Here is a 13,175-nt window from a genome sequence, read left to right on the forward strand (position 1 = left end):
CTTTTAAAACCGTGAAAAGTGGCTCTGATAGAGCTTTTGATATAGTCCCAACGGGATCACAGAGAAAGAAACATCCTAATTTAGGGTGTTTCTTTTTTTACGGCAATTAAATCTCTGAATAGCTGTTTCCCCTAATATTCTACTCCATTTATCAATATTTAAAACATTTACAGAATGTAATTATTGGCCACTGATTTTATCTGGTGAAATGAAATAGTAATTTCATGCCAACCTGATTCCCTGCAAAATGAGACTATCAGTTTGTATTTTGAGACGATTTGATGAAGTCACTTACCTATTTTTACCAATCCATTTAATAATGATACTTGAACGAAACGTATGAAAACTGAGGCATCTGGGGTTTTGGCCCGTCCAATGAAAAATATTAAACTTTCCACGAAACCACATTACCCAATATTAGACGGATTACGAGGTATTGCAGCCATTATCGTTGTAACCTTTCATTTGACCGAGCCATTAGGAACCGGGCATCTGGATATATTGGTTAATCATGGCTACCTGGCTGTTGACTTTTTCTTCCTGTTATCTGGTTTTGTGATCGGCTATGCATATGACGATCGCTGGCAGAAGATGACCATGAGTACTTTCTTTAAGCGCCGGATCGAAAGGCTTCAACCGATGCTCGTATTGGGAATGACCCTCGGGGCAATTGGGTTCTATTTTACAGATTCAACTATCTGGCCACTTATTCATACTATTCCTGTTTGGAAAATGTTGCTGGTGATGCTCATCGGGTATACAATTTTACCTGTACCATTATCAATGGATATAAGAGGGTGGGAGGAAATGCATCCGCTTAACAGTGTTGGCTGGTCGTTGTTCTTTGAATACATAGCCAATATCCTGTATGCCATCGGAATCAGGAAGTTCTCAAAAACAGCATTAAGTATTCTGGTGCTGATCTCGGCAATAGCACTCGCTCATCTGGCCATTTCCAACGGAGATGTTAGCGGGGGGTGGACACTAAACACAGAGCAGGTACGTGTGGGTATCACCCGCATGATGTATCCCTTCTTTGCAGGTTTGCTACTTTCACGAATAGCCAAGCCTACACAGATTAAGCATGCCTTTCTATGGTGCAGCCTTTTAGTAGCCCTGGTATTGTATATGCCTCGTATAGGCGGTGCGGAGCACCTTTGGATGAATGGTATTTACGAATCTGTATGTATCATACTTATTTTCCCGCTTATTGTTTATCTGGGTGCTAGTGGAGTAGTTCATACTCAAACTGAAAGCAGGATTTGCAAATTCCTGGGCGATATATCCTATCCGCTTTACCTGGTACATTATCCGCTTGTTTATTTTTACGTTGCCTGGATCAGTAATAATAAAGGAGTAACTATTTTACAGGCATGGCCTTATGCATTATTGATTCTTATAGGTAGTATTATACTGGCTTATGCAACATTGAAATGGTATGATGAGCCGGTTCGTAAGTGGCTGAGAAAAAAACTTGGGTAAGATTAAGATCATTCAAATTATCTTAAAGCCGTCTCTACATCTTAGAGGCGGTTTTTTGTTTTTAGAATCCTGGCTCAACCAACCCCTAATAAAGTCGCTTTTTACCCCTTAAAATTAAGAAACAGCCACTATTTTTGATAGACTGTAAAATAAGTTATAACCATGGCATTTATTAATCCTTACATCCACTTCAACGGAAATGCTGAAGAGGCATTTTTGTTTTATAAATCAGTATTTGGAGGCGAATTCGAAAAGATGTTCCGGTATAAAGATCTGTTAGGCACTGAACATCCGATATCTGAAAATGAGGCAAATAGAATTATGCATATAGCCTTGCCAATTGGTACAAATAATGTGTTATTGGGTAGTGATGTTTTGGAGATAATGGGGCATGTAAATGAAAGGGATAACAGGAATACTATATCCATTAGTGCGGAAAGTCGGGAAGAGGCCGATAAATTATTCAGCGGGCTATCGAAAGGAGGGGGAGTAGAAATGCCAATGGCTGATGGACCCTGGGGTTCGTACTTTGGAATGTTTACGGACAAATTTGGAATTCAATGGATGGTAGACTTTTCTATCAAAATAAAAGAATAAAAGTTATAAAACAGGAAGATAAAAATCTATCAGAATGAAAAAACTAGTATTTGGAATCAATCTTACTATCGATGGCTGTTGTGACCATACGAAAGGAACTGGTGATGAAGAAATTCATGAATATTTTGCAAACCTGATAAGGGAGGCAGATGTACTTGTTTATGGACGAAAAACCTATGAGTTAATGGTTCCCTTTTGGCCCGATATAGCTAAAGATCTTTCAGGACCAACAAAATCAATCAATGATTTTGCGCTGGCATTCGATGCTGTGGACAAAATTGTCGTTTTTTCTCACACGTTAGATAAAGTGGAAAACCCGAAAGTGGAAGTTGTAAATACTGACCTTAAGGAGGAGATAATTAAATTGAAACAGGGAGAAGGTAAAGATATTTTATTAGGAGGAGTTGATCTTCCCTCACAGCTTGTGGCACTTGATTTGATTGATGAATATCGTATTGTAATTCAACCCTATATAGTGGGAGAAGGAAGACGGTTGTTTGATGATGTTAACTTGCTTGAGAAATTAAAGTTAGAACTTGTTGAGTCGAAACAGTTAAAATCAGGAGCAATTGCGCTTCATTATGTAAAGAATCCTCGCTCTTAATAAACAAGTTTAATTAGTCTTCTGGGTCCATTAATATCACAACTTGTATAATCTGTATCATGTGGTATTGATATTTTATGTTTCATATCTGGTTGATGTTTATGTATTGTTTTTATTCAAATTTGCACTTGAGTGTACATACTCCTGTGCAGTGTCTGTGGCTCCGTAGATACCATTCTATTTACATAAATAATCAGAAATTTTACCTAAGTGGTTATTAAAAAAATGCTCTTTCATCTATTAGACAGTAAAAACTCCAATTTGGTCACATAATTTCTACAATTCATCACATCAGTTGAGTACAGTATAATTCCCGGAATTATCTTGCTGTCACAATTTAACTTTGAAAACCAGATATGAAAATCAGTGCTTTATTATTGTTATGCCTAATTGTAACGGGTAGTTGGCAATCTCGCCCGGAAATGCCTTCCCTGCATGAACAAGTTGGTATCCAAACAGATGAAATTTTTGAGAAACTAATAAAGATCCGAAGAGATTTTCATTCCTACCCGGAGCTGGCAGGAAAAGAAGTACGTACCCAGAAAATAATAGCAGAATATTTGAAAGATTTAGGGATGGAAGTCGACACTACAATATATGGACATAGTGTTGTAGGGATTTTGCATGGAAGTAAACCAGGCAGAAATGTAGCGTGGAGATCTGATATGGACGCATTAGCCAGTAATTTTCCCGACAAAGTAGATTTTAGCTCAAAAGTTAATGGAGTGCAACAGGGTTGCGGACATGATATACATATGGCAATTGGACTGGGAATTGCCGAAATTTTGGCGAAAAATAAAGAGTCGATAAACGGAACAATGTATTTCATTTTTCAACCTGAAGAAGAAACATTTGTTGGTGCAAAAGAAATGATTGCTCATGGCTTATTTTCTAAAATACATCCCGACGAGATTTATGGATTGCATATTACTCCCTTACCCGTTGGGCAAATTATGGTGAAGCCAAATGAAATGTATGCCTATCAGAAAGGGGTAAGAATCAACCTGAAAAATAATTTATCAAAAGAAGAAGGAGCAGATCTTGCAAAATTAATTTATAATTCTTTATCTCGTTTTCAACCAAATACTAAGCCATGGAAAATTCAACATATCATTGATCCTGAAAGCGGATTAATAAATCCAAATACTATATATAAAGACTACTTGATCATGGATGAGCAATTCAGGATTTATTCAGAGAAAAATGAGCTGTTTTTAGAAACCTATCTTTATGAAACAAATCAGTCAAACCTTCAAAAAATCATTCCAAAGATTAAACGACTAATCGGAGAAACTAAATATAAGAATCAACTATTGTCTGTTTCTTACACACAGGAAAATCCAACTATCATGAATGCTAAAAAGCTGACTAATGGGGCAATCAATACATTGAATCAAATTTATGGTCCTGATTTAATAACGCCTGATTACGGACAAGTGCCTTATTTTAATGATGACTTCTCTTACTTTCAACAAGAGATTCCAGGAGTATATTTTTTCTTAGGTGGTTCTAATTTTGGTAAAGGAATTATTGCAATGAATCATGCACCCAATTTTAATGTTGATGAAGAAAGTATAAGGGTAGGAGTTAGAAGTTTTTCATCTTTAATGCTGGAAAGACTGAAGAATAAGAGATGAATTCTATACCACAATAAATTCAATGCATATTATTTGATCTCTACCTGTTTTCTATCCATTCTACCATCAATTTGCGTTCTGAAAAGAGCCATTTTTCTTCATGCTTAATGAATTTGTCTTCATAGCGAATAGCGGCAACCATCAATTTCTGAATACCATCCGTGATTGTTAGGTGATGTGCCATGCAATAGGTGATTCCTGTTGCCTCTTCACCGCTTAATTGAACGGTACTTTGGCCATTGAAGTGCATAGTAGCGTTGTAAGTATTCAGGTTGTCAAAAACTGGAAACAGGTCTTTCCTGCTTTTAATTACCTGCGATGGGGTTGCAGATTTAGGGTCATAATAAACCTCAAAGATAGTGTCTTCGGTAAACAAGTCCATTTGCCCCTGTGCATTTCTTGAATCAGCATAAAAAGCGTAATTGTCTACTAATTCACGGATAGCTAATCGATCTTCTGCTTCTGCAATTTTTTGTTCAATATTCATTTTGTTATTTTTAAGGTTAAACTATTGTTTAGGAATTTTAATAATTCCTAAGAGATATATCAATTGAATGATTGCCTGTATTTCAACGGAGAAACCCCTGTTTTGGTTTTAAAAAATTTATGGAAAGATTGAGGATGCTCAAATCCCAAAGTATAGGCAACTTGAGCAACAGATGAAGTACTTGTAGATAATATTTCTTTAGCTTTTTCAATTATTTTGTTGTGAATGTGTTGTTGTGCATTCAAACCAGTGGTCGAACGAAGCATATCGCTGAGATAGTGGGGAGATACATATAATTGTTCTGCCAGATATTGAACTGTTGGTATTCCTTTTAAAAGTGGAGCTTCCTTGTCGAAATAATTATCCAGAAGAGTTTCCAATCTAATCAGCAGATCGGTATTAACGGCTTTTCTGGTAATAAATTGACGTTTGTAAAAGCGGTTACTATAATTTAAAAGTAGGTTGATTTGCGTTACAATAACATCCTGACTGAAATCATCAATACGCTGTTTTAACTCATCATCAATACTTTCAAAAATAGAAAGAATAGTTACTTTTTCTTTGGCAGATAAATGCAAAGCTTCATTAGTAGCGTATGAAAAAAAATAGTATTTCTTAATCAGATTAGCTAACGGATAAGGCTGCAGGAAGTCGGGATGTACAAAAAGGCTTATACCCTCAGATTCATCATCATCCGGGGCTGTAACTAACTGGTTAGGAGAAATGAAAACCATACCTCCTTCGTCAAAGTCGTAATATCCCTGTCCATATTTTACTTTGCCGCTAAGATTAGGCTTATAGGAGATTTTATAAAAATCGAGGAGTACCACTTCTGGAAATTCTTCTTTTACATTTTTTACATCTTTATTCCTTACTAATCCCACCAGTGGATGCAACGGCTCGGGAAGATGGAGCATCCGAAATAATTGTGAGATTGAATTAATTCTATATGGAGAATTATCTGTCTTTTTCATCTCTGAAATTTATTAAGTTTTATATTCCCGGAAATTCCATTCCTATTGATGGGCGGAGAAACTTCCGGGAATATCAATTATAATTTTTCCACGAAAAATGACTTTAGTTTCTCGATTACAGGTGTTATATATTCCATATTCCAGTAAAGATCAACGTGTGTTGCATTTTGAATTACAAAGGCTTCCTTAGGCTCTTTTGCTTTTGAAATGGCTTCTTTTGTCATCCATTGTGTAACTGCATTGGAACCATAAATCATCAAAAGCGGACGTGGTGCAATTAAATCTATAAAATTAAAGGCATCGAAAGCTGCTAGTCGATCTACACTTTTCCAGACGAATGATTTAGCACTACGCGGATGTTCTCCTAATTTAGTACAATAATATTTCCAACCCTCATAAATGTGCTGACCCCCCGCTTTTGCTTCAGCTTCTGACGCAGGAAATAAAGGAAAGGTAGCAGGTTCAGCTCCATTTGCTTCAGCATTTCTGGCTTGAGCAGCTAAATCCAGCATTCCTTGAATTACTGAAGGAGATTGAGTTCCATCTGCACCATTTCTGAATTGGCGACCCATGCATGCCCCGCTAACAGTAGCAATTGCTTTTACTCTGTGGTCGGTTGATGCAGCAGTTATACCATAGCCGCCTGAAGCACAGAGACCAAGAATTCCTATTTGCGTTGAATCAACCTCAGCAACTGTATTCAGAAATGAGATTGCAGCTTTTAAATCCTCCACTCTTTGTGCCGGATCTTCCAACCCTCTGGGTATACCTTCGCTTTCTCCCTGAAAAGCGGCATCAAAGGTTAACATTATAAACCCTTTTTTGGCTAATAGTCCTGCATATGTTGCTGGCATTTGTTCTTTTACCGCTGACCCCATATGTCCAACTACTATGGCTGGTCCACGTTTTACATTGGAGTATACGTCTTTGGGTAAATAAAGAATTCCATCGATTTTTATTCCGTTAGAAAGGAATGAGACTTTTTTTTCCTCTACTTCATAAGTAGCATTTTCTTGATTTGTTGTATTCATAAATGATGCTTTAATGATGAATACAAAATTCCTTCACTGTATCATAAAGGTAGTAACTATAATGCCGAAAAAAGTAGTCAAAATGCATTTTTGGGAGAACCATATAACAAAGTAACTTTGATCTAAGCGGCAAACCTGATTTTGCATTTTATCCTCACCTTTACTTAAACAAATTTTAATAACATGGTAACGAAAACAGTATTAATTACAGGTGGAGCAACAGGTATAGGAAAACAGACGGCCTTAAAACTAGCCTCAGAGGCTGTTAATGTAGTGATTAGCGGACGCCGCGCTGATGTAGGAGCCGAAACTGTAAAGGAAATTGAATCGGTGGCAACGAATGGTGCAAGAGTATTATTTATAAAAAATGATGTTACTAATGAAGCTCAGGTTAAAGAAATGATTGACCTTATTGTAACTACATTTGGGAGCCTGGATCTGGCAGTAAACAATGCTGGTCTATACAATGAAAGTGCTACCCTGAATAATTCTGATTCGGATAGTTTCAAAGCAATGATAGATACGAATATAATGGGGGTATATTATTGTATGAAGTATGAAATAAATCAAATGCTGAAACAAGGAAAAGGTGCAATAGTTAACCTTGCTTCCATTGCCGGACTTAACGGTATTCCGTTTACAGGTACTTACTGTGCTACAAAGCATGCTGTAGTGGGGCTTACGAAAGCGGCGGCTTTAGATCATGCAGCTCAGGGGATCCGTATTAATGCTATTGCTCCTGGGGCGGCCCGAACTGCTATTATTGCAAAAGATCTTGAGGGTGAGTCGGAAAATTACGATGCCGACAGAATTACTTCCATGTTTCCAATGCACCGGATTGGTGACCCTAAAGAAATGGCCAATGGCATTGCCTGGCTTTTATCTGATGAAGCCAGTTTTGTAACCGGACATATTCTTAGTATTGATGGCGGCTTCCAGGCAAAGTAATATTAAATAGTTATTCTATAATCACAATATTATCCTTGTTCGTGAATTTCTCCACCATTGCTTTTGAAGTATGAAAGTTTCCTTCCAGGATATCTAGAGGATTTGCACCTATCCAGGAACTGAGGTCAATACTTTCATAATCACCATTATTGAATCCTACAAGAACTTTTAATACTGAGCTACCGGTATTTTTAATGTAGTGTCCGGCGCCCATGGGTGCATAGCCTATATCTCCAGCTTCATATTGGTCGATTACTATTGTGCTTTGTGCCAGAAATACCCCCATTTCGGCTGTTCCTTCCAAAAAATATTGCCATTCATCTGCCCCTGGGTGCCAATGCATTTCACGCATGCAACCTGGTTGTATCTCAAGAACTGATCCCGCCATTGTTTGTGATATTGGGAATTCAGTACGTGTTACTACTCTTTGTAAACCGCCGGCAAACATTTTGGGTTGCTGTGCCAGTAATGGATAGCGATGCATTGATTTCAATGCTTCTTCACTGCGCCTGGGCAATAAGTGGTTTTGAAATGTTGGAGGTTCGCATTGAGCAAAATATGTTTCTCCCTGAAAAAGCTGTTCTACTTCTTCAGTGCTTATATTAAGATTTTTAGCAGCTACTTCTTTCGGTACACTTGATACAAAATCGGTGATGCTGAAGGTATGGTCTTCCGAGAAATTTCCATTATCAAAAATCAGGATGAAATGGCATTCTTCAGTACCAATACCCTGAAGTGCATGTCCATAGCCCTTAGGGAAATACCATACATCACCAGGGTTGAATATATCGATGTATGAACTACCATCTGGATGTATAACGGTTGTCCTAACCTGCCCTTTTACTACATAAGCCCATTCTGCTGCATTCGCATGCCAATGTAACTCCCTTATAGCACCCGGCATCAGGCGCATACTTACCCCTGCAATACCAATAGAAGCGGGGAATTCTTTTACCGAAGCGCCTCGCGTAGTACCACCTTGTCCGGTTCTTGGAACCGCTTTCTCAAGGCTGTATTTGAAACAAAGATTGCTGTCCTGCATAAAATTATAATTACATTCAAAATATAATTACAATTACCCTGCATGGTTGGTTCGGTTGAGGCGCAATGAGAGCTTGCAGCTGCTGAATAATCCTTTCTGCAATCAATTCAAAAGGGTGATATATTTTAACATAAATTGAACTTCAAAGAGAATATTTATTGATATTTTTCGTTTGTTCAGTAAGGTTAGATAAAAAAATATTTGGTGTTGTAATTCTTTTTCTTACCTTCGCGCTCCCTTCACAGGAATGATTCCGTAGCTCAGTTGGTAGAGCAATACACTTTTAATGTATGGGTCTTGGGTTCGAGTCCCAACGGGATCACAACAAGCATATCAAAGGTTATTAAAGCCGCTTAAATCCTATGATTTAAGCGGCTTTTTTGTTTTAGGTATGAAATGATAAATCATATCAAACGAATCTGAAAGTTTACAAAAAGGATACAGTAAAAAAAATGTAAGTTTACTGTATCCTTTTTTGGATAGTCGATTTCCGATAAGGGATAGTAGCTCTAGGGATAAGGCATATATAAATAGTTGTTTTGGCAGCCGGATCTAGGTTAGTTTGCGAACGTAGATTCATTAATTATGAGATTTTATTATATTGCGTGATACTGCTTTTTACGAGAGGTCTATTTTGAAATGGACGGCAGAAAGAGTGTGCGATTTACGCCTTCAGTTTTTTTAAGAAATATAACCCAGCTACAAATCGATAACTAGTTCCAAACCAGGTTAGCTGGCACAACTTTAAAAATTAGTGTAATAGTGAATCATCAAACGCAGATCAGAAAACTTTTAAAAGAAGGATTAATTATCCCTGTAGCTGGCGCTGGAGTTTCCACGGCTACTGCTGGCATACCCGATTGGAAAAAATTAGTTAATCAGGGTATACAATATGGTAGGGAGCTTAAGAAAGATTTGGTTGAACTTGAAGAAGCTCAGACCTTGTCAGATAATAATGAATTAACAAAAGCCGGTACCATTCTTAAACGCCTTTTCAAGGCTCCCAAGCATCCATACTCAAATTGGTTAAATGAAGTCTTTGGCAGACCTGAGGTGAAGGATACAAAGCTTATACAGAGCATTCATAATCTTTGTATGCCAATCATAGCTACCACGAACTATGATGAACTATTGAATAAAGTTGGAGTTGTATATAATAACAGGTCCCTAGATTGGAAACAATACGAGGAAATTCAGTTTTGTATAAATAACAAAATACCTTTTATCCTGCACCTGCATGGTATCTACTCAAGGCCAGATACACCAATTTTTAGTGAAGAAGATTATAATAACCTTAAGCGTGAAACGGGATATAAGACAGTTCTTACCAATCTATGGATGAACAGAGTTTTTTTATTCATTGGATGTAGTAGGGATGGTATCTTAGATGATGATTTTCGTACAGTGCTAAGTTTAATGCAGGAATGGTTTCCGGGTGATCAAAGAGAACATTATTTGCTGGTACGAAATGAAGAGGCTACGGGAGAACTTCACCAATTATTGCAGGAGTACAACATCCACTTGGTTTCATATGGTGATCATTATGATGAACTGCCTAGGTTTATTAATTCTTTGAATCCAAATGTGGAAGAAATGATTAAGAGGTTCGATAATCGACGCTCACTTGTTCATGAGGGAGTAGTGTCTATACTGGAAGCACAGCCATTATATAACCTTCCTCCTGCCGTTGGAGAATTTATTCAATTGAATTTGGGTATTACATCCCATCACTGGGTTAATGCAGACCGTTTAGAAGTGTTTAGTAAAGCGCTGAAGGATTATAATATAAACCAAGTAAGCAAGCAGAAAAGACTAGCCAACAATCAGATACTTGTTCGAACTGCAATTGGTGTTGAACTGCTGAAGGAGAAAATAGCGCTATGGAATCGATGTGGAATGGATATAACCTCTCTAAATAATTTAGAATTCATAGACACAGCCATTCTTGCTTTTGAAATGCTTAGGGTTTTTCCAAGCGAGGTGCTGGATGATATTCATACAAGACGATCCAATTTAATTCATTCTCGTTACTTTACCGGTGATCTGGAAAGCTTCTACTTAAGGGCAAAGTGGTGGAAACAGAATTCACGACAATTATCTGATTTTCAGGACGATCGTTATTTCTTTGAAAATTTGAAGCGAATAATGACCTCATTGCTAGATGTTCTTACGTTGAATAGCGAAGATATTTACGGTGAAAAAAAGGAAGCAAAGATAATAAGGGGTTTTCCTTCCAATCATCTCTTGATCGCTCATCCACAGTTACTAACTGTCCGACAGGCCATGCCTCCTTATAATGTATTGGCAGAACTTCCGTGGGACCAAAACCTTGAGTTTAGGAATGCCTTTACTGTGCTTTTCGGAAAGCAAAAGATAATTATTGGATACAATTCTAATCATTGCTTTAAGTGGAATCCGGAGGAAGAATTGATTTCATCCAATTTTTTCACGGTAGGCAGTGATGATGTAATTGTTGACGTTATTGTATTGAGTCAGGGAGAGGATTTGATCCTTGAAATATTCACGACTTGTCAAAGAGTAGTCATGGTAAATTTTACATCTACCAACACTTTCGAATTATCGGCCGGTAAATTTTGTAATTACGTTCGATTGCCAAAACTCAACAGGATTTTTTGCAGTGTACCAATATATGCCGGCACAAAGGGGGATGCTATATTCGAGGTAAATAGTCTCGGATATTATACGCCTATGGTTTCATTAGAAGAGTTATGGGAGTTAATAAAAACTATTCCAGATATAGCAGCTGAATACCAGAGCCTCATAGCTGAAAAAGGTATCGAGCAGGCTGAGGAAGATTTTTTTTATCCATATATACAAGACGTAATTTTAAGTTCATCTGATTGGCTAAATCGAGAAATAATCATTACGAAAATCCGTTTCTATACAGGAAAGGGTGCTGCCTCAACTATATTGCTCTTTGTTGACCCGTCACAGGGTTTTGATACACCACTATCAATAGTTTTGTTTCATCATAAAAATTGTTTCTCTTATGATATTAAGAGCGTAAACGGGCAAATCAATTTATTAGCAGGTTACCTTGATTATGGCGAAGTTGGTAATCTGATACAATATTTTGAGAACATCAACAGTGAAAATACAATCATTGCTGGAAATCAGCCAGGAATTATACACCAAGATAGACTTATTTCCTTGAGAGTCAGGGATATGTTTGGTACATTCATTGTGAAGTCTGATCGGGCCATTGTTAACGAAGCAGGACAATTCTTGCATGACATTGTACTTCCAGAGCTTAAAGATACAATAACCGAGTTTGAACAGAGGATTGTTTCTGTTCACTATTACGAATAATGCTACTGAAGTGAGAGAATCATTAGAATCAAGGTGTTCTAGATTTTATGATTTACTGTTATATCGAAGGTGCGCATTTTGATCTGCTTTATACTGAACTTGGAAGGGCTTAGTATCTCTGCGGTGTTGAAGAATTCTTTTAGTGATATATAAATTAGCCATTGCAAATTGGATACAAAATCGGATATTCTGGTTAAAAAAAACTCGAAAAGCATTGCTAATTAAGCCTTTGATATAGTTCCAACGGATCACAGAATAAAGAAAAAAAGCCTTCAAGCCGTATTTGAAGGCTTTTTTATATTCTATATTTTGTACTTAAATCTTGCTATTTTACAAATAATCATTTTTTCCGTAAGATCTAATCTTTTTGTAAGATGAAAAGCACTATTATTGAAATATTACAACAATGGCAAAATGAAAAGATCAAACTGAATCCTGCCGCATCTTCTGAATTAATTACCAGGGTAGAAATTGAGATAGGCTTTTCATTTCCTGAAGAGTTTGAAGAATTATATAAACAGGCGAATGGGTTTACAGACTTCGACTGGAGAGAAAATATGTTTTCAATCTGGCCGCTTGAAAGGATATTTTACGAGTATAATAGTAGTAATGATAAAGATTTTATTGGATTCTCCGATTTCCTTATTAATAGTCACAATATTGGGTTTCTTAAGTCGCAACCCGGGGTCTTTAAAAATTATGCAACTAATGAAAATATCTTTGTTTCGGAATCTTTCATTGAATCAATTAAGTTGATAAACTCCAATTCTGATCTAATTTATTGATGCAGGAGCTTCTTGCATTGTATTAAAAAGTTTAGTAATCGGTGATCAACTGCTTAGGCTTGGTTATTATGCCAAGGCATGCTGCTCGTAGCAGATTTTTTTATTTTTTTTCAAAATCCCTATTATGAAGATGCGCCCATTGAATTATATTCCCTGGTATAATAATCCTAGAACACTCACGTTATTGATCATTTTTTATGCCGCTTGTTGGATTAATCTGGTTGGTAAAAACAACGCTAATTTTAAGGAAAAATTAGT

General features: G+C 36.9%; 11 protein-coding genes and 1 tRNA gene. 8 read left to right on the forward strand and 4 right to left on the reverse strand.

From position 1 onward, the window contains the following. Positions 1-339 precede the first annotated feature (339 nt). The 4 genes from DVR12_RS20430 to DVR12_RS20445 all read left to right on the forward strand — a co-directional run bounded on the left by DVR12_RS20430 (position 340) and on the right by DVR12_RS20445 (position 4,320). Positions 340-1,482, forward strand: a complete 1,143-nt coding sequence (locus tag DVR12_RS20430) for an acyltransferase family protein (RefSeq protein ID WP_233522433.1) — start codon at positions 340-342, stop codon at positions 1,480-1,482. 162 nt (positions 1,483-1,644) lie between these two features. After that, positions 1,645-2,079 (forward strand): VOC family protein, encoded by a 435-nt coding sequence (locus DVR12_RS20435; protein WP_116977650.1) that lies wholly within the window; start codon positions 1,645-1,647, stop codon positions 2,077-2,079. Positions 2,080-2,113: 34 nt separating this feature from the next. Then, the gene (locus tag DVR12_RS20440) at positions 2,114-2,683 is read left to right on the forward strand and encodes a dihydrofolate reductase family protein (RefSeq protein WP_116977651.1); all 570 of its coding nucleotides are present in this window, start codon (positions 2,114-2,116) and stop codon (positions 2,681-2,683) included. Between the two features lie 356 nt (positions 2,684-3,039). Next, positions 3,040-4,320, forward strand: a complete 1,281-nt coding sequence (locus tag DVR12_RS20445) for a M20 metallopeptidase family protein (RefSeq protein WP_116977652.1) — start codon at positions 3,040-3,042, stop codon at positions 4,318-4,320. 40 nt (positions 4,321-4,360) lie between these two features. Here the strand turns inward: DVR12_RS20445 and DVR12_RS20450 are convergent, their stop codons facing one another. The 3 genes from DVR12_RS20450 to DVR12_RS20460 all read right to left on the reverse strand — a co-directional run bounded on the left by DVR12_RS20450 (position 4,361) and on the right by DVR12_RS20460 (position 6,812). Then, positions 4,361-4,807 (reverse strand): nuclear transport factor 2 family protein, encoded by a 447-nt coding sequence (locus tag DVR12_RS20450; RefSeq protein WP_116977653.1) that lies wholly within the window; start codon positions 4,805-4,807, stop codon positions 4,361-4,363. Positions 4,808-4,866: 59 nt separating this feature from the next. Further along, entirely contained in the window at positions 4,867-5,781 is a 915-nt protein-coding gene (locus DVR12_RS20455; protein WP_116977654.1) for a helix-turn-helix domain-containing protein, read from the reverse strand. A 77-nt stretch (positions 5,782-5,858) separates the two neighbouring features. After that, the gene (locus DVR12_RS20460) at positions 5,859-6,812 is read right to left on the reverse strand and encodes an alpha/beta hydrolase (protein WP_116977655.1); all 954 of its coding nucleotides are present in this window, start codon (positions 6,810-6,812) and stop codon (positions 5,859-5,861) included. A 183-nt stretch (positions 6,813-6,995) separates the two neighbouring features. On the opposite strand from DVR12_RS20460, the gene DVR12_RS20465 reads away from it, so the two are divergent. Next, the gene (locus tag DVR12_RS20465; RefSeq protein ID WP_116977656.1) at positions 6,996-7,760 is read left to right on the forward strand and encodes an SDR family NAD(P)-dependent oxidoreductase; all 765 of its coding nucleotides are present in this window, start codon (positions 6,996-6,998) and stop codon (positions 7,758-7,760) included. 10 nt (positions 7,761-7,770) lie between these two features. Here DVR12_RS20465 and DVR12_RS20470 read toward each other — a convergent pair whose 3' ends face one another. Beyond that, a complete protein-coding gene (locus DVR12_RS20470; RefSeq protein ID WP_116977657.1) occupies positions 7,771-8,802 on the reverse strand; it encodes a cupin domain-containing protein in 1,032 nt (343 codons plus the stop codon). Positions 8,803-9,051: 249 nt separating this feature from the next. On the opposite strand from DVR12_RS20470, the gene DVR12_RS20475 reads away from it, so the two are divergent. The 3 genes from DVR12_RS20475 (at position 9,052) to DVR12_RS20485 (ending at position 12,917) form a co-directional block, all read left to right on the forward strand. Then, positions 9,052-9,124 (forward strand) — tRNA-Lys (locus DVR12_RS20475). Positions 9,125-9,564: 440 nt separating this feature from the next. After that, complete coding sequence (locus DVR12_RS20480) at positions 9,565-12,132, forward strand: SIR2 family protein (RefSeq protein ID WP_116977658.1); 2,568 nt, start codon at positions 9,565-9,567, stop codon at positions 12,130-12,132. Positions 12,133-12,506: 374 nt separating this feature from the next. Continuing rightward, positions 12,507-12,917 carry an SMI1/KNR4 family protein gene (locus DVR12_RS20485; RefSeq protein WP_116977659.1) on the forward strand — a complete coding sequence of 137 codons (411 nt, stop codon included), beginning with the start codon at positions 12,507-12,509 and terminating at the stop codon, positions 12,915-12,917. The last annotated feature ends 258 nt before the right edge of the window (positions 12,918-13,175 follow it).

Source organism: Chitinophaga silvatica (assembly GCF_003419895.1).
Classification (GTDB): domain Bacteria; phylum Bacteroidota; class Bacteroidia; order Chitinophagales; family Chitinophagaceae; genus Chitinophaga; species Chitinophaga silvatica.

Excerpts from the sequence above, each read along its gene's own strand:
- DVR12_RS20460 (WP_116977655.1), bottom strand. The coding sequence starts at position 6,812 with ATGAATACAACAAATCAAGAAAATGCTACTTATGAAGTAGAGGAAAAA.
- DVR12_RS20485 (WP_116977659.1), top strand. The coding sequence starts at position 12,507 with ATGAAAAGCACTATTATTGAAATATTACAACAATGGCAAAATGAAAAG.
- DVR12_RS20465 (WP_116977656.1), top strand. The coding sequence starts at position 6,996 with ATGGTAACGAAAACAGTATTAATTACAGGTGGAGCAACAGGTATAGGA.
- DVR12_RS20470 (WP_116977657.1), bottom strand. The coding sequence starts at position 8,802 with ATGCAGGACAGCAATCTTTGTTTCAAATACAGCCTTGAGAAAGCGGTT.
- DVR12_RS20435 (WP_116977650.1), top strand. The coding sequence starts at position 1,645 with ATGGCATTTATTAATCCTTACATCCACTTCAACGGAAATGCTGAAGAG.
- DVR12_RS20445 (WP_116977652.1), top strand. The coding sequence starts at position 3,040 with ATGAAAATCAGTGCTTTATTATTGTTATGCCTAATTGTAACGGGTAGT.
- DVR12_RS20450 (WP_116977653.1), bottom strand. The coding sequence starts at position 4,807 with ATGAATATTGAACAAAAAATTGCAGAAGCAGAAGATCGATTAGCTATC.
- DVR12_RS20430 (WP_233522433.1), top strand. The coding sequence starts at position 340 with ATGAAAACTGAGGCATCTGGGGTTTTGGCCCGTCCAATGAAAAATATT.
- DVR12_RS20440 (WP_116977651.1), top strand. The coding sequence starts at position 2,114 with ATGAAAAAACTAGTATTTGGAATCAATCTTACTATCGATGGCTGTTGT.
- DVR12_RS20455 (WP_116977654.1), bottom strand. The coding sequence starts at position 5,781 with ATGAAAAAGACAGATAATTCTCCATATAGAATTAATTCAATCTCACAA.